We start from the raw sequence: 22,666 nt of genomic DNA on the forward strand, positions 1-22,666 counted from the left end.
ATGCACAGTAGCCGACGATAGCCGGATCAATGGCTTAGGTGAGAGGCTAAGTCGTTTGACCCGTCGTCGTTTGCCCCGTCGGGCAAAACAGGGGCATGATGGCATGATGGCGGAGTGGGAGCTGCTGTGGCGCGAAGCTCTCTCCACCGCCTCGCTGTCATTCCCCGCGAAGGCGGGGAATCCAGTATCCCAGAGACGTCGATGCGTCACACGACTGCCGCGGCGTACTGGATCGTCCGCCTTCGCGGGCGATGACGCCGGAACTGAGGAAAGCGCGCGCCTCAATCGCCTTGGTGCGAAGCACAGAAACGCTACGAACTATTGCAGCCATCTCACCGGCAAATTGAGCAGCCCACGAAAGGCCCAGCCGCCGATCCGCACCGGCTCGTCGTCGGCAATCTCGAGCTCCTTGGCGCGGGCGAGCACGGTGGGCAGCGCGACGTCGGCAATCATGGCGCGCGAGGCCCAGGCACCGGCGCAGAAATGCGGGCCGGCGCCGAAGGCCACGCTCTTGGAGGTGTCGCGACGTACGTCGAACTGGTCGGCCCGCTCAAAATGCTTCTCGTCGCGGTTGGCCGAGCCGAACATCAGGAACACGCGCTCGTCGGTTTCGAAGGTGACGTCGCGGATCGACCACGGCTTGGCGATCCGCCGCGGCGACATGCCGATCGGCGAGATCCAGCGGGCGTATTCCTCGAACGCCTGGAGCCAGGACACTTCGCCCTTGCGCACGAGATCGAGCTGCTCGGGATGGCTCAGCAGCGCCCACACCGTCCCGGCGATCGCCTTGCGCGGCTCGTTCTGACCGCCCGAGATCGCGAGTTTGACATTCGCGCGCACGTTCTCCATCGGCATGCCGGAGGCAACGAGCACGCCCAGGATGCTCTGATCGGGATTCTTGCGTATCACCGGCAGGATGTCGTCGATCGCAGCATCAATGCCGGATGTCGCCGCATGGCAGCGCGCTTCGACCGCGGGATCGCCACCGTAATTGGCGATGCCCTCGATCATGCCCTGCGACCACGCATCCATGTCGTGGAAACTGATATTGGTGAGGCCGGTGATCGACTTCAGGCACTCGCCGGAGAACGGCAGCGCGAAGTCGCGCATGAAGTCGATCCGCGCGCCCGGTTCGATGCGATCGATGATGCGGTCGGCGTGGGCCTGGAACAGCGCGGTCCAGTGCGCCTTCACCGTCTTCGGCGACACCGTCGAAAACATCGCGCGCCGCTCGATTTGATGCGCCTCGCCATCCTTGCGCATCATGTTGTGGCCCATCAGCCGGTTCATCAGCCCTGCCGGCTGGTGCGAGGAGAACACGTCGATCTGCTTCTCCGAGATCGAGATGTCGTCGCGGCAGCTGAGCAGCGTCGAGCCGAGCTGCGGCACGAAGGCGATCGGCGCTTCTTTCCGCAGCTTCGCGAGCATCGGATAGGGATCGGCCCAGAACGAGGCCGGGTCGATATCGATGCGCGGCGCGGTGCTCACAGCAGGCTCCCTGGATTCTCGTGTGATCCAGGCCAGACTAGCGAACTCAGGTGCCGACGTCTGTCCCTAGCGATAGGGACAGAGAGTGTCTCAGTACGTCGGGTTGACGTGCCCGACTTTTGGCAGCGTCGAAAACAAGCCATAGATGCTCAATTCCGGTCGCCGGACCTGGATGCGAACGTCCTCGGCAGAGTGACGATGAATTCGGTAAATCCGTTCGGTTCGGTTGCGACGTCGATTTTTCCGCCATGCTGTTTCACCACGATGTCGTGGCTCATCGACAGGCCCAGACCGGTGCCTTCCCCGGCGGGTTTGGTGGTGAAAAACGGATTGAACATCTTCTCCATGACATTCGGCGGAATGCCAGCACCGTTGTCGCGAACCCGGATTTCGACATGGTCACCTAGGCTCTTCGTGGTCGCGTCCAGCAACGGTTCGAAGCCCTCACCGCCGTCGGCCTCCTTGCGCCTGGCGGCGGCATAGAAGCCGTTGGAGAGGAGGTTGAGAAGCACACGCGTGATCTCCTGTGGGTAAACCTCGGCCATACCGGCATTTGGATCGAGATGGCGCCGCAGGGTAATATTGAATGAGGGGCTTTCCCCACGCGCCCCGTGATAGGCGAGATTTAGGCTCTCCTCGACCATCGCGTTGATATCGGTGGGTCGCAGTTCGCCTTCTCCTTCACGCGAATGCAGCAACATGTTCTTCACGATGGAATCCGCGCGCTGGCCGTGCTGAACCACCTTCGCGAGATTGCCCTTGAGCATCGATGTGAGTTCGTCGATTTCGTCCCGGGCCGTGTCAGAGAGCGCCACGTCCTGCAGCGTATCGTTCAACTCATCGACCAAGTCCGACGAGAGCGCGGAGAAATTGTTGACGAAATTTAGCGGATTCTTGATTTCATGAGCGATTCCCGCGGTGAGTTGCCCAAGAGACGCCAGCTTCTCGGTCTGCACCAGGCGACCCTGGGCGGCGCGCAGTCCTTCAAGCGAGGCCGACAGTTCCTGGGTCCGCGCCTGCACCTGATCGAACAGGCGGACATTCTTGATCGCTATGACCGCTTGATCCGCAAACGTTCGCAGCAACTGCACGTGATGTTCGGCAAACGCTCCCGGCTCCCTGCGGGTGATGCTGATCAGACCGATGAGCCCCTCCTCGCTGTTCAGCGGCGTCAACAAGATACTGCGGAATCCGCGAGCGCGGCCGATAGCCCTCACCCCCGCCCTGATTCCCAACGAGGAATCGCTGTCGGAAATTTCCATCACTTGACCGTCGCGAACGAGTTCGAGGAGTGGATCGGTCGCGACCGGTCGCGGAAACGATCCGAGCAACGCCTTGTCCGCTTCCGCACCCATGGACGTGAAAGCGGCCACTTCCACCATGTCGCCGACGATGCGGAGCACGGTGGTCGAATGGGCGTCCACCAGCCGGCTCGAGCGCGTCGCAATCGCATCGAACACCGGCTGAGCGTCCGACGGCGAACTGGCGATCACCTTCAGGATGTCGGCCGTCGCCGTCTGCCGCTCCACGCTTATCCGTAGCGCGTTCTCCGCCTCTATCTGCTCTGTCACATCGGTATTGGTGCCGAACCAACGTATGACATCACCGGCTTCGTTGCGGATCGGCAAGGCCCGGGACAGGAACCAGCGATAGCCGCCATCCTTGCTCCGGAGGGGAAAAGTGTCCTCCCAAGGGGTACCGGTCTCAAAGCTTCGTTGAATATGCTGGACCACGCGGTCCACGTGATCGGGGTGATGGACCTTCCGCCAGCCCCACCCCTGCATCTCTTCCAGCGTCGTGCCTGCATAGTCGTGCCAGCGCTTATTGTACCAGTATATCGAACCCGTGGCATCAGCGGTCCAGGCAAACTGGCTGAGGTTATCGGCGAGTTCGCGAAAACGTTCTTCGCTTTCGCGCAACGCCTTCTCGTTGGCGACGAGCACCGCCTCCGCACGCTTGCGTTCGGTGGTTTCCTCCGCGGCCACATTGACGCCGACGATCTCGCCTGACGCGTTGCGAACCGGGTGCCAATAGGAAATCCACGAACGGTCGTCGATCTGGCCCGCAATTTCGACACCGAGAACCGGCTCCCCGTTCCTCATGATCGAGCCGACAATACCCTCCACCGCGTCCGCCAGAGCCGGTACGCAATCCCGCACCCTGCGCCCCAAATGATCTGCCACCGAGATTCCGCAGATACCGGTCAAGTGGTGATTGATCTGAAGATATCGGCAGTCCGGAGAAAGGAAGGCGAGACCGATCGGCGCGGTATCGTAGATCAATTGAAGTGTCGGCTGTTCGTTCAACCGGGAAACCGTTGAATGCCTTCCGGCGACTGCTTTGTTCTGGTCATCTGGCAAAACCGAGGACCTTCTCGTCAGAACTTGTTGACATGGTTGAGCATCACCGTCCGAGAGACGCCTGCACATGGTGTCTGCGCATCAAAGCGCATGGGCAAACGTGGCGGGGTCGCCACAGCACAAGAATAGCTCTATCCCGGCTGCTGGGATGTGCAGTTTGTGCCAACCGCCTGTTTCGTCAATTTCTTCTTTAATTGGCGGCATTTCCGCTTCGGACCACCAGGCGACGATCACGGAGCGCGGGCAGAATGGCGGGTCCGCTTGGCCCGGTGTCTACCAGCTCACGCGCACACCGGCCTTTCCGGTGTAGGCGAATCCACCGCTGTCGAACCGGCTGGAATAGGATGCGTTGGCATACAGCGTCGTGGACGCGGTCACCTGGCCGCTGACGCCAACATTGATTTCGCCCCACAGTCCGCGGAGATCCGCGTGGAACGGAACAAGGCCGGTCTCCGATGAGAACGAAGTGATGGGGCTCCCCAAAAATTCATTCCAGAGATTTGGCCTGATCCAGGCGGTGATGGTCTGCAGACTACTGTCCAACGTCCAGGTGCGACCGAACCGGGCGCCGATCCGTGCGGCGAGCGAGTCGACGTCGGAGAAGCGTATCTGCGCAGCAACATCGCTGGAATCATTGATGTGGATGTTTTGATAAACGATCTGCGCCTGCGGCTCGATGAAGTAGCCGCTGGAAAATTTGAAGGGATAGCCGGCCTCGATCGACGCGGCCGCGCCTTGCCCGCCGGTGCGCAATGCAGGCAGTCCACGGTTCGCGGAGCTGTTGATGTCGTAGAAGGTGCCCTGAAGGATCGCGTCGGTGTACCAGCCGCTGGTGCCGAAATGTGTCCAGTATCCGCCCAGCGTATAGGCGCTGAAATTGCTGTTGCCCTGACTGCTATCGATGTGGGTGACGCGCCCCTGATCCCCGCCGATCGCGAAATAGGCGCCGGCCTGATCGCGCGACCCGTCAGGGCGATCATGGCGATAGACGTCCATGCCGGCCTGAAGGCCGAGGAATGTGTAGTTGTAGCTCGGACCGGAGCCCAGCACGCCGATGACATCGCCGCTCTGATGGCCGCTCACGCCGATGATCCGGCCCCAACCGAGTTTGCCGTTCTCGGAGTCGGGCCGTCGACGTTGATCTTCTTCCTCGCCGACCCGCTCGTGCAGCGTATCGAGCAGTGTGCGGCCGTAGAGCAGCGCCATGGACGGGATCGCGGCATAGAGCGAGGTTTCGACGCGGAAATGCGGCAGCGGAACCGGCGGGTTTGGCTGGCACGCCGGATTGGTGGGCTCGCGCGTGCAGTCGAGCGTGGAGCGCAGATACCAGGCATCCGGATTACTGGCGTCCACGCTGCTGCGGAACAGGCCGTATTCGTAAGGTCCCGCCACCACGGGGGCCGCGAGGGCGAATGTCGCCGGCACGGTCGTGCCGGCATTGATCGTATCGACGACAAGGATGCCATTGCCATGGGTCAGATCGCCCTTGCCGGTCGTGTTGGCGATGCGGAGCGGGGAGAATCCGCTGGCATTGCCGCCGTCGATCACCAGCCGGTCGGATGGCGAAGGATCCGAACCCAGGAAGGTGTTCAGGCCGATCACGCCGCCGAGGCCGAGATAGTTCACGGTTGTCAGCGTTTTGTAGCTCGACAGCAGCGTGGGGTCGCCGACGGGTGGTGTGAACTGGATCAGGCTGGGATCGTTGACCAGATTGGTCACGTTGGAGTTGCCGGTCATGATCCAGGTGGAGTTGTCCAGCAACGTGACGTTCGACACGCTGCCGGGCAGCGTCGTCGCAGCGCCAACCACGGTCGAATGCGTCAGCGTGACGTTGGCGAGCCCCGGTGTCGGGGCCGACACAGTCGGGGGCGGCAGCGTGAACGGCGGCGGCGTATCGGGCGCGTCAGGATCTGGCACGCCGAAGATCGGAAGCTCGACCGCCGTCAGCGGCGGGAAATTGACGGAGGTGCCCACCCTCAGCCATTCGCTGCTGCCGCCCGCGAATAAATTTGTCAGCGACACGTTTCCGGATCCGGCGACGCCGATCGTCGGACCGCTGGTGTTGAGAAGGTTCGTGTTGGTGAAGAGACCGGTGGAGACCGCTGCCGGCGTGCCCACGGCGTAGAAGGCGGCCGCATTTCCGCCCTGGGCTGTGATGGTCGAGTTGTTGCCGACGATCAGGCCGCCGGCATCAGCGACCGATCCGTGCGCGAACAGGCCAGTCGTGAGCACCGAAGTCTGGTTCATCGTGACCGATGTCGGGTTGTCGCGGGAGAGCGCCCCGTAGGCGGAAACGCCCTCGGTCAGGACCGTGCTGCTGTTGGCAACCACGGCCGCTTCACCACGGCCTGTAATTGGTCTTGTACCGTAGTCCCCGAGCACGGCGCGCAATCCGGCGGCGCCGTCTCCATGCGTCGTGACCGATGACGCGTTGATGGTGGCCAGCGCCTTCTCCACGGGGGCGTCGTTGCGCGCCTGGGCGGTGACGCCATGCGCATTGAGCCCGAACGTTTCAAGCGTGATCGACGTGGCCGTGAGATTTGCCGGGAATTGCGCGCCGACCTGTTCCGTCACGGCAAACAGGCCGATGCTCCTCTCGCCATGCGTCGTGATGGCGTTTCCACTCAGGATGACCGTCCCGCCATCGTCAGCGACCGCTCCCATTGCAGTTGCTCCCGTCGTGATGATGGTGGTGCCGATCGCCGTCAGAATGGCACCCGGGTTGCGAGCAGCGAGAGCATGAGGGAAGGAGGATAGCCGCACGGCATCCCCGTGCGTCGTGACAGATCCGCCGTTGAGCGTGAGCTGGCCGTTGAGGTCTGCCAGCGCGCCGATGGAGTTGTCGTTGCCCAATGTGGTCACGGCGACATTGGTCGCGGTGAGCATTCCGCCCGCAACGAAAAGCCCCGATGCATCACGAGCTTCCGTGGTCGATGAACCTCCGGTCATGGTTGCAGATGCCCCGGAGTTGACCCGCAGTCCGAAGCCGACCGGGCTCGTGCTTCGCAAGATGGAATTGGTGATGGTGACGGAAGACCCGGCATCCTGGACCAGGACGGCATTGCCGCCGGACGCCGTACTCGTCGCCGAGATGCTGCTGTTGGAGATCGTGGCCTGCCCCCCGCTGAAAATAAAGGCGCCACTGGCTCGAGCGCCGCTTGCCGTGATGTCGGATCCTGTGATCGTCGCCTGCGAGCCTGCGTCCTGCACCGAGAAGCCGTGCCCGCGTTGTCCCGACGCGTTGATCGTGACCCCGGTCAATTGCAGGACACCGCCTGACAGGGCGCGAGCCGCGGAGGACGGATCCGTGTCGGCGGCGGCTACGCTCGTCGACGTAATGGAGCTATTGGAAAGCGACACCGTGCCACCGCTCTCCGCGCGAACGCCGCTCGCCTGCTGGCCGGATACGTTGATCGTATCGTTGCTGCCGCTGATCTGGCTGCCGGAGCCGGTTGCGAACAATGCGTGGCTGCCGGCGATGACGGCCGTGCCTGCACCCGTTGTCGTCACGGTGGCGCCGTTGAGGGTGATGCTGCCGCCGCCCTGCGCGAAAGCGCCGAAGGACGTTCTGGACTTTGTCGTGATCGCTCCGTCCGAGAACGAGATCTGGCTGCCCACGCCGGTTGCCACGAGAGCGTTGTTGTTGAGGCCCGCAGCGCCGCCGAGCATCGAAACATTGGTGCTTTGGAGTACGACACTGCCGCCGGTGTCGGCGGCCACGCCGGTCATGTTGTTCGCGGTCGTGGTTCCGTTTGGCGGCCCGAGCGTGACCGATGAACCAGTCGCGTTGATCGTGCTGCCGGCGCCGGTTGCGCGAAGGCCGAGATGATTGGCGGACGTCGCAGTCGTGGTCGATGTCGTCTGCAACGTGCTGCCATTGAAATTGATCGTGCTGCCCGATTGCGCCAGCGCTCCCGTGGTCGTGGTGATCGTGCTGCCGGCAGCAAGGTTCAGCGTGATGCCGTTCGCAGTGATCGCGCCCGACGTGCCAGATGCGGTGAGGCCTGTCGCACCAGCAGGAGTGACATTGATGATCGTGGCGGGTGGGACGGTGCATTGCGTGTTACTGACGACAGCCGGCGAAGGACATGCTTGCGCCAAGACGCAGCCGCAGCTCACGGCAACCAGCGAAATGGTCGCACTCGCGGTGATCAGGCCCTGCCTGAGAGATCGCGTAAAGGCGCACATCATTCCTGCCCCCGAGCAAGAGGATCCACAGTTTCAGACGTGAAAATGGAATGTGCGTCTCGGTATTCTACGTCGGCGCAAATAACCTAAAGCCTGGTGCCAAGGCTCAGGAATCAACGTATCGGACGCGATCAATGTTTGGGTGAATATTATTTAGATTGTGTCGCAGAAGTTGTGGTGATGATTTTCGGCCCGCGTTATGGCGTCGCAGACGCACTTATGTAAGCCTCTCGTACGTGGTTGCGTGAAGCTCACGAACTTCGAAAAGATGCGAGTGTTTTGGTGCGTGTCCGCCTTGCTCCCGGAAGCAGGGAACCGCGGACCTGGCGCACCCCTCAGTTCAGGCGACCAGGCCCCGCGAGCAGGCCCAGCACGATCGAAAACAATTCGTTCTGCGCGGAAATGCCGAGCCGCTCATAGGCGCGCTTGCGGTAGGTCAGCGTCGAATGCAGGCTGATGCCAAGCGCTTGTGAGATCGCCTCCGAGCTGAAGCCGAGCAGGATACGGCGGCATACTTCCTGCTCCCGCGGCGTCAGCGCGGAGAGTGGCGCGCGCATCGCAAACAGCGCCGCGAGGGATTGGTCGGACGTCGCGGTCGCCGCCTGCTGGAAATGACGCGCGACGCTTGCGCTAATCGCAGGCGCAATGGCCTGCAGCCGCGCACGCTCGGCGTCGGCGAAACGGCCCTGGGCGGTGATGCGGTAGAAGTTGACATAGAAGCAGGTGTCGCCAGTCCAGATCGCTGTCGCGCATTTGTCGACGATGTCCGAGTCGTTGAAGAAGATTTTCCGGTAGCGGGCGCCATACATGCGCGGCGCGAACGATGGCAGCATGATCGGGCGCGCGCTGCCCTCGCCTTCGAAGAGCGCATCACGATTGGGATCGGATTCGTGGAACTGGCCGGCATAGGCCGCACCGAGATCGCTGCCGGTCGGAATGTTGCCGGCATCGAGCAGACAGCTCGCCTCCCCGGCGCGCGTCAGCGCAAACACCATGCAATGACCGACGCCAGCCTGCCGGCGCAACGTGTCGATCAGGATGTTTGGAAAATCGGGGCAGCCGATCGCGAGCACTGCGGGCGTGACATCGCCTGCCGTCGGATTTGAGGCCATCGCGTGGGGCCGCATGGGTTTCCTCCGCCAAGGTTCTTTTGGCGGACGATATCAGTAAGGGGACTATCGAGAAAGACAGCCAAGCCGCTTCTGGGTCCCGGCTCTGCGCAGCATCGCTACGCGCTGCAGCGCGTCCGGGACACGAGAGAATGCGCGTCGTTAGCTAGTCTCGTGCCCCGGACGCAGCGCAGCGTGAAACGGTGCGCTGCTGAGCCGGGGCCCATGTCCGACGGAGCGCTACCCCGCCGCGGCCTTCGCGGGCGCGACGCTGACCGCGAGCTTGCCGTAGCGGTCGGTGAAGGCCTGGGTGTCGATCTCTTCCAGCTTGATCTCGCCGCTCATGACGCCCTGCTTCCAGGCGACCTGCGCCGGATCGTTCTGGAACTCCGGCATGACCTCGCGACCGAACAGCTCGAGCGATTCGCAGATGTGCTCATGGCTGTTCTTGCCCGCTTGATTCAGGAGGATGACCTGGTCGATATGCGAGCTCTGGAAGCGCTTGAGCTTCTTGCGGATCGTCTCCGGCGAGCCGATCAGGCCGCCGCGCAGCGCCGCCTCCTGCGCCTCCGGGTTGTCGCGCTTCCACTTGTTGTACTCGTCCCACATGTTGACGGTGTAGGGCGCGGGGCGCTGGCGGTTCTGCGCGGCGCCATAGAAGCGCAGCGCGAACTGGAAGAAGGTGGCGCCGTCGGCGCGCGCACGTGCCTCTTCATCCGTCTTGGCGCACATGAAGAACGACACCAGCGCCATGTTCGGATTGATCTCGTAGTCGGCCAATTTGTGCAGCCGCTTGGTCATGGCATTGTAATAAGCGTGCACCCAGGCGTGCGCGGCGTCTGCACTGACGAACTGGAAGCCGAGCGCGCCAAAGCCGTGGCGGCCGGCACGCTCGATGGTCGGCAGTTGCGAGCAGGCCATCCACAACGGCGGATGCGGCTTCTGTACCGGCTTGGGCACCACATTGCGCAAGGGGATGTCGAAATACTTGCCGTGATGCTCGCTGCCCGCGTCCTTGAACATCGGGAAGATCGCGGCGACGGCCTCCTCGAACACCTCCTTCTTGGTCTCCATGTCACGGCCGAACGGCTCGAGCTCGGTAATCGACGCGCTCTCGCCCATGCCGAATTCGCAGCGACCGTTCGAGAGCAGGTCGAGCACCGCGACGCGCTCGGCGACGCGAGCCGGGTGGTTGGTGGTGAGCTGGAGGATGCCGTGGCCGAGCCGGATGTTTTTCGTGCGCTGGCTCGCGGCGGCAAGGAACGATTCCGGCGAGGGCGAGTGCGAATATTCCTCGAGGAAGTGATGCTCGACGACCCAGGCGTGGTCGTAGCCGTGCCTGTCGGCGAGCTCGAGCTGCGAGAGCGCATTCTGGTAGAGCTTGAGCTCGTCACCGGCGACCCAGGGCCGTGGCAGTTGCAGCTCATAGAAGATGCCGAACTTCATGACGCCATCTCTCCCAATTTTTCCTGCAAGTTTTCTTGCCCGCATTATTCTTTGTTGCGCGCATCTTAATGCGTGAGGCGGCGCTGTCTACGGAAGCGCAATTCCGCTGCGCGGGAGAACGCCCGGCATTATGGCGCGGCAGAGCCTGTGACCACGGCAGCGGGCGCCGCTTCGCGTGGTGCGCGACGCCCGTTCAGCACCACGCCGACGAAAGTGAAGCGCACCAGCAAATGATAGCTCGCCAGCATCAGGGGAAGCGCAATGGCGAGAATGGTTGCGAACTTGATCGGCCAGGGCCAGTCGCGTTGCGACACCGCGACCTGCAACGCCATCACGATCGGCATGTGGATCAGATAGAGCCAGTAGGACGCATCGGCGAGGTAGCGCCGGGTTGGACTAAACCCGGACATGAACCGGAGCGCGAGGCCGATGACCGCGAATGTCGACGTCCATATCGCCGGCGCATACAGGACGACAGAGACGAGCCTCAGCGTGTCGGAGCTCATCGGCAGCCTTGGCGCACCCGGCGCAGACGTCATCACACCGGCCAGCACGAAACCGATCAGGATCAGGCCGACAGACGGCAGGAGATTCCACAGCCAGCGCCGCTCCAGGATCCGCAGCAGGTCGACCTGCCGATGCAGCAGCCAGCCGAAGCCGAACGCGGTGCCGAAGCCGATCCAGGCCTGGAGGTTGGTGACGAGCGACTGATCCGGCGTCCTCACGCCCATCATATTGATCCATGTTGGGTCGAGGCTGAAGGCGATGCCGATCGGGATCGCCAGGATCACGGGCGCCAGCGGATTTCGCATGATCCGTGCGACAAGCCGATCGAGGGTCGCGCGCCAGGCGCCGGACGCATCGAGCCAGACGATTGCGCCACGGAGCAGAAGCATGGCGGCATAAAGCTCCAGCAACACATAGAGAAACCAGAGATGGGTCAGGGGGAAATTCGGCAGTGCCGGTAGCCAGCCGGACGTACGGTGGATCGGACCTCCATTCGGAAAGCCCGAGGCCCAGATGATCACCAGAACCATCGGCGTAAACACGAGCGGCCAGCCGACCACGAGCGGCAGCCCGATCCGCTGCAACCTGTCCCTGACGAAGGCCCAATGTCCGCGGCGATGGAAGCTCATGCGGGCGAAGAAACCGGCCATCAGGAAGAACGTCGTCATCCGGAAGACGTGGATGGCGAAGAACAGCAGACCCAGCAGCAGGCTTTGATGTGTGTCCTGAATGATCCAGAACCGGGTCGGGGCTGGAACAAACGACAATGTCGCGTGCAGGACGATGCCGAGTAGCAGCGCAAAACCCCTGACCGCATCGAGCGCGTGCAGCCGTTCTGATGCAGGGGTGGCGGCGATCAAACGGGGCATGGGCGGGCTCGGCTTGCTGGAGAAGCTTCTCTCCAACAATCTGCCCGATCGTATCAGGGCTCTCTCGCCCAATCCAGAAATCGGCTAGCCGATTTCTCGGCGCGGCGGGCTGATTTCGAGAGGGCGATCGGTTTCCAGCCGGCTCAAGGCCTCGCGTCGGAATTCGGTTGGAGTCATGCCGGTCTCGGCCTTGAAAGCGCGGTTGAAAGGTCCGATCGACTGGAAGCCTGCGTCCATCGCGATGGTCAGCACCGGAACCTCCCGTTGCGCCACATCTGAGAGCGCCACCTTGGCATCCTCGATGCGGTAGTGGTTGAGGAACGCGTTGAAATTGCGATAGCCCAGCCCTTCGTTGATCGCCTGACGCAGCCGGTGTTCGGGAACGTCGAGCCGTGCCGCCAGCGCGCCGATCGCAAGACCTTCCTGCCGGTAGGTTCGCTCCACCGTCATCAGATGGTCGAGACGCCGCAGCAGGATCGGGTCGACGACGACCCGCTCCGCGGCGACACGAGCCGGCCTCCCCGCATCGCCGGATGCGATCGCGGCCGTGGCGTCGCTGACGGCCACCACCGGCGAACTGAGCACGCCCAGGGCCGCGAGCGTCGCCATCACGAAAAGGCTGAGTGCGGTCGGCAGACTGCCGGACGCGCCGGGCGCCAGCACAGGAATATCGGCGAAGCCCGCAACGGCGACGAGGGCGATGGTTACGACATTGATGGCGAGCACCGCCAGCCGCAGCCGGCGCCGCCGCATCACCAGATCCACGCGCCAGGTCTTGACCGTCTGGACCGCAGCCGAGAGTGCCAGCAGCAGGGCCACGGCCGCCAGGACCTTGCCGCCGCCCTTGGCCAGTGCGGGCCAGTGCGGCCAGACCAGCGACACTGCAAATCCCCAGGCCACGATCGCCAGCCACAGAGCGCCGTGCCAGCGCCTGAGCACGAAATCGTCGTCGAACGCGGCGCGCGCCCACAACCAGAAGACGGCGGGGAGCGAGGACAGGATCGGCAAGGTCCACCACCAGAACGCTTTGGGAAACAACGGCGCGGTCACGATCGCGTAGAACATGCCGCAGGCGCACATGGCGATGCCGAGATAAGCGTTCTGATTGACGGCCCGGCGCTGAAGCGCCACGAGGACGATCAGCAGGAACACGCCGCTCGCCGCGCCGCGAAACCCGAGATCGATCGCCGTCAGCCCGCTCACGATATTTATTCTCCGCTCGATCTCAATGTTCGCATCGGCCCCGTATCGGTACAATCTAAACTTGCGGTGACGGTCCAGCCGGCATCGCCTGGCCGGCCCCGCTTGAACCGGCAGGGGGAATGGTTAGTTTCGGGGGATGGCGAATCGCTTCGATTTCGCTCCTCCTCAAGACAGACATGGCCACTTTCACCCCGCATCAGGATGCCGCGCTCAAGGCCGTTGCCGACTGGCTCAAGGCCAAGCCCGGCCGCAATGGCACGCCGCCGGTTTTCCGGCTGTTCGGCTTTGCCGGCACCGGCAAGACCACACTGGCGCGGCACATCGCCGACGGCGTCGACGGCGAGGTGAAGTTTGCCGCCTTCACCGGCAAGGCGGCGCTGGTGATGCGCAACAAGGGTTGCGACGACGCCTCCACCATCCACTCGCTGATCTACCGCGCCCGTGAATCCGGCGAAGAGCAGCCGAGCTTTGAGCTCTGGGACGACGCGCCGGCTTCGAAAGCAAAACTGATCGTGATCGACGAATGCTCGATGGTCGACGCCGAACTCGGCCGCGATTTGATGTCGTTCGATTGCCCCCTGCTGGTGTTAGGCGATCCCGCGCAGCTGCCGCCGATCCAGGGCGGCGGTTTCTTCACCAATACCGAGCCCGACGCGATGCTGACCGAGGTGCACCGCCAGGCCCAGGACGATCCGATCGTGCGGATGTCGATGGACGTGCGTGAGGGGCGCGAGCTCGACATCGGCCGCTACGGCGAGAGCGAAGTGGTATCGCGCAAAGAGCTCGACCCCGACCGCGTCATGAGCGCCGACCAGATCCTGGTCGGCCGCAACAACACCCGCCGCGCCTACAACACCCGCTTCCGCCAGCGCCAGAACATCGAGGACCAGTTTCCGGTGGCCGGCGACAAGCTGGTCTGCCTGCGCAACAACCGCAAGAAGGGCCTGTTCAACGGCGGTCTGTGGCGCGTGAAATCACGCAACACCTCACGCTCCAAATCGCGCATCCTCAGCATGCGGTTGTCGCCTGACGAGGATCTTGGGCACAAGGTGACGAAGGTGTCCGTGCGCGCCGACTGTTTCGAGGGCGGCGTCGAGGCGATCGCCTGGGAGCAGCGCAAACCCTATGACGAGTTCGACTTCGGCTATGTGCTGACCGTGCACAAGTCGCAGGGCTCGCAATGGGACGACGTCGTGCTGTTCGACGAGAGCTTTGCGTTCCAGGAGAGCCGCGCGAGGTGGCTGTACACGGGGATTACGCGCGCGGCGAAGCGGCTGAGCATTGTGGTTTAGGTGTCGTAGCCCGGATGGAGCGCAGCGCAATCCGGGGTTAGCTCCGCGACCGTGATTCCCGGATTTCGCTACGCTGCATCCGGGCTACGAGATCTCACTTCCCCGCCACGAAATAAAAATCCTCCCGTCCCGGCGGCGAGCCATAGGTGAACGGCTGCTGCTCGTGCTTGGTCGCGGTCCAGACGTCGTCGCGGACGATGTCGAACAACTTTCGGATCTCGACGCGCGGCTCCTTGATCTCGCGGGCGAGCGCGGTGGAGAACGGGCTATCGGCACCATTGTCGCCGTCGATCGCGGTCTCGCCGTGCTTGGCGGCATAGACCACCATGAAACCGGCGCCGGGCTCGATGTTGGAAAAACCCTTGTCGACCAGTTTCAGCGACAACGTGTGCTGCATGGTCGGCGCGAACGGATTGTCGCGGCAGGCATCCAGGATCACGAGACGCACCTTTCGCGCGGCACCGACGGCGGCGATCACCTGCTCGAGCGCGACCGCCTGGGTCTCGGCGTCCCTGTCGGCGGCAAGCTTGGCGTCGACAGGGACGAGGTAATTGACCCCGCCGATCTCGAAGCCGTGGCCGGCGTAATAGACCACCGCCCAGTCGGACTTCTCGGCTTCGTCGGCGAAGGTCTTCAGCGCGTCGAAGAACTTGTCGCGGGTCAGATCAGTGGCCGAAATCACCGTTTGGAATCCGACATCGTGCAGCACACTCGCGATCAGTTTCGAGTCGCGCGGCGGATTGGGCAGAGCGTGGACATTCTTGTAGGCGCCGTTGCCGATCACCAGCGCGACGCGGCGCCCGCTGGGTGCGCCCCCTGGCGTTTGCGGCATCAACGCGGCGAGCCGCTCCTGCGCGATGGCACGGGCACGCGCGACGTCGAGCTCGTCGAACTTGGTCAGCGAATAGGCCGCCGCGCGGTAGTCGGCGCGGGCCTGGGCGAGATCCTTCTTGCGCTCATAGAGCTGGCCACGGCCGGAATGAGCGCGGATATTGTTCGGGTTGATCTGAAGAGCCGTGTTGTAGTCCTTCAGCGCGGCATCGAGGTCGCCCTTCATGAAGTAGACGTCGGCGCGGTTGTTGATCGCGTAGACATTCTTCGGCTGCTTCTCGATCAGGCCGTTGCAGTCGGCGAAAGCCAGATCGTACTGGCCCATCATGCCGTAGGTTGTGCAACGGTTACCGGCGATCTGCTGCGCGGTCGGATCGATCTTCTCGGCCTCCGCAAAATCGGCGATCGCGCCGTCGTAATCCTTCATCAGCGTGCGCACGCGGGCACGATTGGTCCAGCCGAGCAGGAACTTGGGCGTGAATTTGATCGACAGGCCGAAATCGTCGAGCGCGCTTTGCAGCGCACCGTGGCGCAGCTGGATGACACCGCGATTGTTGTAGGGAACACCGTAGGTTGGACGCTTCTGGAGCGCGAGGTTGTAGTCGGCCAGCGCGAGGTCGTCCTGGCCGGTGCGCTCATAGGCGAGGCCGCGCGAGTTGAGCGTAAAGACATTGTCGGGATCGAGACCGGCGGCCGTCGACAAGGTCTCGATCGCGTGGACATAGTCACGCTTGTTGATCATCGTATTGCCGCGCACCGTGAGCGCGACCGCCTTGTCCTTGCCGGTGACCCGGTCCGCGTTGAGCAGATTCTCGCAGGCGGTCGCGCGCGCCTGCAACTCCACCTGGCGGTCGCGGCAGGTGGCGAGGTCGTCGCCGGCTCGGCCGCGGCAATCGCGGCGCCGGAGACGAGTATGACGAATGTCAGGGGAATGACGCGCAGCATGTTGTCAGATCAGCTCCAGCCACCACATTTTTAAGTCGATCAGCGATCGCGCGGGTTCATCTAGCCCGGAGTTCCTCATCCCGCCAAGCCGGACCGCAGCCGGACGATCCTGGGCGGCGTTTTTCACAGACTCGTGTCCGTCCCGGCGTAACATTCGCGGGCTGCGCCCGTATCTCAGGTAACCGAAAGAGCCGCCGGGCAGGCTGTTCGCCCGGCCTCAGCCGCCCTAGACTGTCAGCCCTTCCGAAAGAGGATCCGCCATGCGCCGCCCCGCCCTCCTGTCCCTGCTCGCCGCCACCACCGCCCTGACGCTAGCCTTTGCCGTGCCGTCCCGGGCCGCGGAGGACGCAGTCGTCATTCCCGCCCCCGCAATGGACGCGGCGCCCGCGAGCGGCATCCAGACCGCCGTGATCGCCGGCGGCTGCTTCTGGGGCGTGCAGGGCGTATTCCAGCACACCGCGGGCGTCGTCAACGCGGTCTCCGGCTATGCCGGCGGCTCCAAGGCGACCGCCGACTATCACACCGTCTCGTCCGGCACGACGGGCCACGCGGAATCGGTCGAGATCAAATACGATCCGAAGAAGATCTCCTACGGCAAGATCCTCCAGATCTACTTCTCGGTGGCGCACGACCCGACCCAGCTCAACCGCCAGGGCCCCGACAGCGGCACGCAATATCGCTCGGCGATCTTCACCACCTCCGACGAGCAGAAGAAGGTCGCGGAGGCCTATATCGCCCAGCTCAATGGCGCCAAGGTCTTCAACAAGCCGATCGTGACCAAGGTCGGCGCGCTGGAGGCGTTCTACCCGGCGGAGGCCTATCATCAGGACTATCTGACGCTGCACCCGAGCCAGCCCTACATCGCCTACAACGACATCCCGAAGGTCGAGAACCTGAAAAAACTGTTCGCGGATAACTATATTGAAAAGCCGACGCTGGTCAGCGCCAGCAAGGCTACCAACTGATCGCAACATCACCGAAAACAAGATCATCAAGAAACGGGAGACCCATGCCCGACACCAAGACGAAAACCACAGACGACAAGGTCATCAAGAGCGAAGAGCAGTGGCGGCAGGAATTGTCGCCGATGCAGTACGCGGTGCTGCGCGAGAAGGCGACCGAGCGTCCCTTCTCCGGCGAATATGAGCACGACCATCGCGCCGGCACATACGTCTGCGCTGGCTGCGGCAACGTGCTGTTCGAGTCCGATGCCAAATTCGATTCCGGCTGCGGCTGGCCGAGCTTTACCCAGCCCGCCGTCGAGAGCCATGTCGACGAAGAGCACGATGTCAGCCACGGCATGGTCCGCACCGAGGTGCTCTGCTCCAAATGCAGCGGCCATCTCGGCCATGTTTTCCCGGACGGCCCCGGACCGACCGGCCTGCGCTACTGCATCAATTCGGCTTCGCTGAAGCTCGAGCCGAAATAAATATTCGAGCACACTTGGCGCGCCGCCCGGTTCCGACATGGAACCCGGCGGCGCGATGTGCTTTTCTTCTCTGGCGGTCTGGCCGGTCATCGCATTTCGGCGGCCGCCAGGGAGGATGCCATGTCACTCGGGACCATCCTGATCATCCTGGTGATCATCTATCTGCTGGGCGGCATGTCAGGCCGCATCGGCGGCTATGGCTACGGCATGGGCCATTCCGGCATAGGGATCGGCGGCGTCGTGCTCGTGGTGCTGATCGTGCTGCTGCTCCTTGGCAAACTTTAAACCATTTAAGTTATTGAAATAACTTGTATTACGGCAGTTGCGGACCTGCCATGCGTGGATTCATCATCTCCCATCACAGGGGTCGCATTTTTGTCAAAACGGCCTATATTAGAGGACGAAAATGACGTGTGCGGCGGGCCCACCCGATTGTGGCCTCCGCCCGCCAAAACCCCACGCGCTTAAAGCCCCAGAGAAGATCACGAGGTCTTTGACCATGCGTCCACTGCGTCCGTTCAACTTCAACACCTCCGCCGAACTCTTCCCCGCTGCGATCCGCAAGAAGAAGCGCGCAGGGTTCACCTATCGCCGGTTCGGCACCGCGGCCGAAGCCGTGCAGTTCGCAATGGAGCAGTTGCCAACGGATTCGCTGAACGGGGCCTATCTCCAGGTGGAGGAAGCGCGCTTCGACCAGAACGGCATCCGCTCGCTGTATGAGAGCGAAGCCTTCCCGCTGGAGCGCCACCGCAAGCCCGAGCCGGTCGCAGAGGCCGACGCCGACGCGGCGTAAACTTTTTCGCAAAGCCTTCGATGTGCGCTGAAAGCGTGATGGCCAAACGGCCGTCGCGCTTTTCGCGTTTTGAGCATGGCTCAGATGCGCGGCTGCTTGTCGAGCCAGCGCCGCAACAGCCGGACGTTGCGCATGTTGGCGCGGAACATCACGTCGAAGGCGTCGCCCGCGAGCGGGACCATGCCGACCACGCCGTCGACCGCGACATTGCCGAGCATCCGCGCGGTGAGGTACCAGGGCGCGCCCAATGCGCGCGCCTCACGCACCAGCCACAGCGAGATCGCGGTGGTGATGATATCGCCGACAATGGGGATCAGCCCGATCAGCCCGTCGATGCCATAGCGGATATTCGTGCCCGGCAGGACGAAGGCGACGTCGAGCAGCTTTGCGAGCGCCTCGAGCCGCGCGATCCGCTGCTCCCGCGTCAGATTGCCGAACGGGTTGCCGTTGCCCAGTCCTTGCCCGAACTCGAAACGAAACTCGCGAAATCCCTGCTCCAGCGTCTCGGGCCGGATCTCACGGCCGTCCTGGTCGATGATCGGCCCGCGCGCCTCGCCGCCCGCGAAATTGGCGCGCGAACGGCTCCCTGAACGGGATTGGCGCGGAGCAAGAATATCGTCGTCGGACATGGTCATGGCCTGGAGGAAACGCGCCAACGCGCCGGAGGTTGCTGCGCAGCGGCCGAAGGTCGCGCGCTCAGGTCGCCGCGGGAGCCGGCAGCGGCTCCTCGATATATCGGTGCACGAGCCAGGATGACAGCACCGCCGGCACGAAACCGACCAGGCCGTACAGGATGAACTGCACCGCGCCCGAATCCGATCCGCGCGAGCTGTAGGTCAGCGCGGCCAGGATGAAGGCGAACATGCCAACCAGCAGCATCCGCAGCACCGGCCCGATCCGCCTGATGTGGAGCAGGATGTCGTCCACCGCGCCGATCATCAGCGACGGCAGGAAGCCGAACAGATAGCTGTATTGCAGGGTCTTGAAGAACACTGCGAAGAGCTTGCCGACTTCGCCGAGATTGGTCTGGGTCCAGTAGCCGGACTGGTAGGTCGTCGTCAGCAGCAGCAAGAACCCGCCCACGAACGGACCGACGAGCGCAAACACCAGATAGCGTTTCATCAAGGACTCCTCACAGCCTGGCGGCTTTTATAGCAGCGCGGCGGGAACCTTGAATAGCGGGGTTGCGGGCTGTTTGGGGGAACAAGTGGCAAAACGACGAGTTCAGACAGGACTTGAAATTGACCTGTCAAATTTTGGAGCCGCCGATGTCTCGTAAACTGTTCTTCCTGGCGACGATCACACTGACGACCCTCGGCGGCCTGTCGAACGCGCCCGTTCTCGCGCAAGGCCACATGGGCACGCCGCAGGAACAGAATGCCTGCTCGCGCGATGCCTCGCGGCTGTGCCGCAAGGACCTCGGCAATGACGGCGCGATCCAGGGCTGCCTGCAAGCCAACCGCGCCAAGCTGTCGAGATCGTGCAGCAAGGTGTTCGAGAGCCACGGAATGTAAGATCGGCATGTGAGTGCACGTCCGCATTGTGCGTGACGGACGCGCAACAATTGCAAATTCATTCGCGCCGCCCATTGCAGCTCTTTGACAATGGCGCATAATTCACTCGGGCGGCGCAGCACTTTTCGATTCGAACATCACGAGAGATCGAGCGACCACACGCAGGGTTCACCTTGCGTGAAGGCTGTGACATGCGGCAAATCAAGCCGCGTGCGGCGCCCCAAAACCAAGCGGCTCAAGCCCACGGAACTCGGGGACGCATTCTTCATGACACGCTACCAGACCATCGCGACGCTGTTCGCCTTCACCACTGCCGCCATCGCATTCCAGACCTCGCCGAGCCTCGCCTTCTCATCCGAAGCACAGCAGATGTGCTCGGGCGACGCGATGCGGTTGTGCTCCAGCGAAATCCCGGACATCCCGCGCATCAGAGCCTGCATGGTGCGGAACAAGGCGAATGTCAGCCCCGGCTGTCGCGCCGTGATGGACCGCGAGGCAGCGGCCGCCGCAGCGACGCACAAGCGGGAAGCGGCCGCGCAATAGTACCGGTTTAATTTCGGTTGGATCGCTGAGAGCTTGGTTCACCTCTCCCCTGGAGAGGTGAACATCATTCACGCGCGCGGCTCACTCGCCGACTGCGCGAAGGTGTCGTTGAACGCGCGTTCGCCGGGAGCGCCCTTCCCGATGGCGATGATGGCGCGGCAAGACGCCGCTCTTTCACACGATGGCCGGAAAGATTCCCAGCTTTCGCCGCAAGCCGGCGCGTCCCGCGCGAAACATTGTCGGGGGCGTCGGCATTATGCGGATTGGGAGATCAACGGAGCGTAATATGGCGTCGCGAAAACTTGGAATGCTGGTCGCACTCACTGTGGTCGGCGTTTGCGCGCCGGCTCTTGCACAGGGGACTGGCGGAGCTGCGGGCGGAACCGGGGCCGGTGCGGGCGGCACGGGTAGCACCGGGTCGACGGGAGCGTATGGTGCGGGTGCGTACGGTGCCGGGAGTTACGGTGCGCCCAGCACAGGTTCGTTCAGCGGACCGAGCGGCAACATGCGAAGTACCACATCGAGCAGCACCGATACGACAGGCAGCACGACGACAGGCAGCACGACGACGGGCACCTCAGGCGCGATCAGCACGCCAAGGAAAGCCACCAATTACTTCGTCCCCTCCGATCCTGCCGTCGGCCCCAGCGCAACGACGGCCGCTCAGCGAAGCTCGGCCATCAACGGTTCGAACTCCGCGCCAGCGGCAGGCGCGTCGTCAGGCTCTGTCAGCGGAGCCGGTGTCGGTGTCGGCCACTCCGCAAATGGACAACCGATCGGCTCGAACGGTTCCGGGCTCGGCTCCCCGGAGAATCCAATCGGTTCGGATTCAAGATAGCACTTCAGCGCGCGGCCCGATGGAGTCCGCGCGCTTCGCCGGCAGCCCGGACATGACGTGGGTGGTGAGTCCTAGTCGCCCCACTGCGCAAACGCGTCGTTGAAGGCGCGCTCGCCTGGGGCGCCCTTCTCGATGGCGATGATGGCGCGGCGCTGGTTGGCGTAGACCAGCGGCACGTCGAACCAGGAACGCTCCTTCAGGAGCTGGACGTTGCGGGCGCGGTCGGCGTCGACGTTGGAGAGGCCGACCAGGAAGAAGCCGTCGGTGACCTTGACCGCGAGGCCGGCGAGCGGCGTGCCGCGCGCCTGCTCGTTCGACTTCATCAGGATGCCCGGCACGTTGGAAACGCTGCCGCCCGGAAAATCCGGCGGCAGGATGAAGGTCAGCTCCGCGGTGTGGCTCGCCGGCAGCGACGAGTCGGTGTTGCGGCGGAACGACATCGTCATCTTGAACTTGCGATCGGGAATCTCGATGTCGGCGCGCACGGCGACGTCGGCCTTCTGGTTGCCCGAGGCCTTGATCGGCTCCAGCCGCCACACCACCGAGCCGACATATTGCTTGCCCTTCGGATCGGACGGATCCTCGTCATAGAGCACGACCTTCTGCGCCACCGGCGCGGCCGGCTGGTCGCTCGCCGAGGGCTGGCCGACGCGATCCGGAATCTTGGGCTTGCTCTGCGGCTGCGAGGTATCCTTCGGCGCCTCCACCACCTGGGTGGGCGAGGACTTGAACAAATTGGTCGCGGTCTGCACCAGCGACTTGCCCCAGAGGATGCCGGCGCCGACCAGGATCAGCACGATGCCGACGGCGATCGCGCTCTTGAACGGGAAGATCGAGCCGGCGCGCTTGGGCTTCTTGGCATCGCGGCCGAGCACGGGAATGTGCGGGCGCCCCGACGGCTGCTGCCGCGGCGCATAGCGCTCGGCCTCCTCCATCGATTCGTCATACGAATAGGGCGCGTCAGGTTCGGCCGCGCGGTTTTCCAGGCTCGGCTCGAGCCGGTCGAATTCCGGCGAGGGCGAAGGCACGTTGGCGTAAGTGCGGCGCGCGGCGCGGTTGGCCTGCGCGGCGGCGCCGCCGAGATCATTGACGTCAGCGGTAATGTCGCGGAAGCCGCGTACGCCGGGGGCCGGCGGCGGTCCGCCATCCGACGGACGGCGCCCGGGGGAGCGATCGCGTCCGGCTGGCGGTGCAGGCGGCTCCGGCATCGGCGGGGGTGCCGGCGGACCGGGCTGGCGCGGCGCGTCGAAACGCGGAGCGCGCGGCGGACGCTGGGCATCGCCCTGATCGTCGCCGCCGAGAGGCGGGCGG

Annotated in this window: 18 protein-coding genes and 1 pseudogene; 7 read left to right on the forward strand and 12 right to left on the reverse strand. The window is 63.6% G+C overall.

Annotated elements, in window-relative coordinates:
* Positions 1 to 318 precede the first annotated feature (318 nt).
* The 7 genes from UP06_RS32480 to UP06_RS32510 form a co-directional block, all read right to left on the reverse strand.
* Complete coding sequence (locus UP06_RS32480) at positions 319 to 1,488, reverse strand: cytochrome P450 (protein ID WP_045007785.1); 1,170 nt, start codon at positions 1,486 to 1,488, stop codon at positions 319 to 321.
* A gap of 149 nt (positions 1,489 to 1,637) precedes the next feature.
* The gene (locus UP06_RS40350; protein WP_245305605.1) at positions 1,638 to 3,770 is read right to left on the reverse strand and encodes a PAS domain-containing sensor histidine kinase; all 2,133 of its coding nucleotides are present in this window, start codon (positions 3,768 to 3,770) and stop codon (positions 1,638 to 1,640) included.
* Positions 3,771 to 4,121: 351 nt separating this feature from the next.
* Positions 4,122 to 8,039 carry an autotransporter outer membrane beta-barrel domain-containing protein gene (locus UP06_RS32490; RefSeq protein WP_045007786.1) on the reverse strand — a complete coding sequence of 1,306 codons (3,918 nt, stop codon included), beginning with the start codon at positions 8,037 to 8,039 and terminating at the stop codon, positions 4,122 to 4,124.
* Positions 8,040 to 8,371: 332 nt separating this feature from the next.
* Entirely contained in the window at positions 8,372 to 9,163 is a 792-nt protein-coding gene (locus tag UP06_RS32495; RefSeq protein ID WP_045007787.1) for a helix-turn-helix transcriptional regulator, read from the reverse strand.
* Between the two features lie 222 nt (positions 9,164 to 9,385).
* Positions 9,386 to 10,591, reverse strand: coding sequence for an LLM class flavin-dependent oxidoreductase (locus UP06_RS32500; protein ID WP_045007788.1), 1,206 nt, complete (start codon positions 10,589 to 10,591; stop codon positions 9,386 to 9,388).
* 128 nt (positions 10,592 to 10,719) lie between these two features.
* The gene (locus UP06_RS32505; protein ID WP_045007789.1) at positions 10,720 to 11,967 is read right to left on the reverse strand and encodes an acyltransferase family protein; all 1,248 of its coding nucleotides are present in this window, start codon (positions 11,965 to 11,967) and stop codon (positions 10,720 to 10,722) included.
* Positions 11,968 to 12,051: 84 nt separating this feature from the next.
* Positions 12,052 to 13,119: a helix-turn-helix domain-containing protein gene (locus tag UP06_RS32510; protein WP_245305606.1), complete on the reverse strand. Its 1,068-nt coding sequence runs from the start codon at positions 13,117 to 13,119 to the stop codon at positions 12,052 to 12,054.
* 227 nt (positions 13,120 to 13,346) lie between these two features.
* On the opposite strand from UP06_RS32510, the gene UP06_RS32515 reads away from it, so the two are divergent.
* Positions 13,347 to 14,462 carry an ATP-dependent DNA helicase gene (locus UP06_RS32515; RefSeq protein ID WP_045007790.1) on the forward strand — a complete coding sequence of 372 codons (1,116 nt, stop codon included), beginning with the start codon at positions 13,347 to 13,349 and terminating at the stop codon, positions 14,460 to 14,462.
* Positions 14,463 to 14,556: 94 nt separating this feature from the next.
* Here the strand turns inward: UP06_RS32515 and UP06_RS32520 are convergent.
* Positions 14,557 to 16,238, reverse strand: a pseudogene (locus UP06_RS32520) (caspase family protein).
* Positions 16,239 to 16,498: 260 nt separating this feature from the next.
* Between UP06_RS32520 and msrA the strand changes: the two are divergent.
* The 4 genes from msrA (at position 16,499) to UP06_RS32540 (ending at position 18,460) form a co-directional block, all read left to right on the forward strand.
* The gene (msrA, locus tag UP06_RS32525) at positions 16,499 to 17,203 is read left to right on the forward strand and encodes a peptide-methionine (S)-S-oxide reductase MsrA (protein ID WP_045007791.1); all 705 of its coding nucleotides are present in this window, start codon (positions 16,499 to 16,501) and stop codon (positions 17,201 to 17,203) included.
* A 44-nt stretch (positions 17,204 to 17,247) separates the two neighbouring features.
* Complete coding sequence (gene msrB / locus UP06_RS32530) at positions 17,248 to 17,667, forward strand: peptide-methionine (R)-S-oxide reductase MsrB (RefSeq protein ID WP_045007792.1); 420 nt, start codon at positions 17,248 to 17,250, stop codon at positions 17,665 to 17,667.
* A gap of 120 nt (positions 17,668 to 17,787) precedes the next feature.
* Positions 17,788 to 17,952 carry a DUF3309 family protein gene (locus UP06_RS32535; protein ID WP_082078715.1) on the forward strand — a complete coding sequence of 55 codons (165 nt, stop codon included), beginning with the start codon at positions 17,788 to 17,790 and terminating at the stop codon, positions 17,950 to 17,952.
* Positions 17,953 to 18,166: 214 nt separating this feature from the next.
* A complete protein-coding gene (locus UP06_RS32540) occupies positions 18,167 to 18,460 on the forward strand; it encodes a hypothetical protein (protein ID WP_045007794.1) in 294 nt (97 codons plus the stop codon).
* Positions 18,461 to 18,540: 80 nt separating this feature from the next.
* Here UP06_RS32540 and UP06_RS32545 read toward each other — a convergent pair whose 3' ends face one another.
* Both UP06_RS32545 and UP06_RS32550 read right to left on the reverse strand, forming a co-directional pair.
* Positions 18,541 to 19,095: a DUF4112 domain-containing protein gene (locus UP06_RS32545; protein WP_082081769.1), complete on the reverse strand. Its 555-nt coding sequence runs from the start codon at positions 19,093 to 19,095 to the stop codon at positions 18,541 to 18,543.
* 61 nt (positions 19,096 to 19,156) lie between these two features.
* The gene (locus tag UP06_RS32550) at positions 19,157 to 19,582 is read right to left on the reverse strand and encodes a DUF5413 family protein (protein WP_045007795.1); all 426 of its coding nucleotides are present in this window, start codon (positions 19,580 to 19,582) and stop codon (positions 19,157 to 19,159) included.
* A gap of 146 nt (positions 19,583 to 19,728) precedes the next feature.
* On the opposite strand from UP06_RS32550, the gene UP06_RS32555 reads away from it, so the two are divergent.
* Together UP06_RS32555 and UP06_RS32560 are read left to right on the forward strand one after the other, a co-directional pair.
* A complete protein-coding gene (locus tag UP06_RS32555; protein WP_045007796.1) occupies positions 19,729 to 19,974 on the forward strand; it encodes a hypothetical protein in 246 nt (81 codons plus the stop codon).
* A gap of 267 nt (positions 19,975 to 20,241) precedes the next feature.
* The gene (locus tag UP06_RS32560; RefSeq protein ID WP_502691302.1) at positions 20,242 to 20,517 is read left to right on the forward strand and encodes a hypothetical protein; all 276 of its coding nucleotides are present in this window, start codon (positions 20,242 to 20,244) and stop codon (positions 20,515 to 20,517) included.
* A 459-nt stretch (positions 20,518 to 20,976) separates the two neighbouring features.
* Here the strand turns inward: UP06_RS32560 and UP06_RS41200 are convergent, their stop codons facing one another.
* Together UP06_RS41200 and UP06_RS32565 are read right to left on the reverse strand one after the other, a co-directional pair.
* Positions 20,977 to 21,129 carry a hypothetical protein gene (locus tag UP06_RS41200; RefSeq protein ID WP_156163377.1) on the reverse strand — a complete coding sequence of 51 codons (153 nt, stop codon included), beginning with the start codon at positions 21,127 to 21,129 and terminating at the stop codon, positions 20,977 to 20,979.
* A gap of 297 nt (positions 21,130 to 21,426) precedes the next feature.
* On the reverse strand, positions 21,427 to 22,666 hold a 1,240-nt coding region (locus tag UP06_RS32565), incomplete at its 5' end, for a hypothetical protein (protein ID WP_045007798.1).

This window comes from Bradyrhizobium sp. LTSP857, assembly GCF_000938285.1.
Lineage (GTDB): Bacteria > Pseudomonadota > Alphaproteobacteria > Rhizobiales > Xanthobacteraceae > Bradyrhizobium.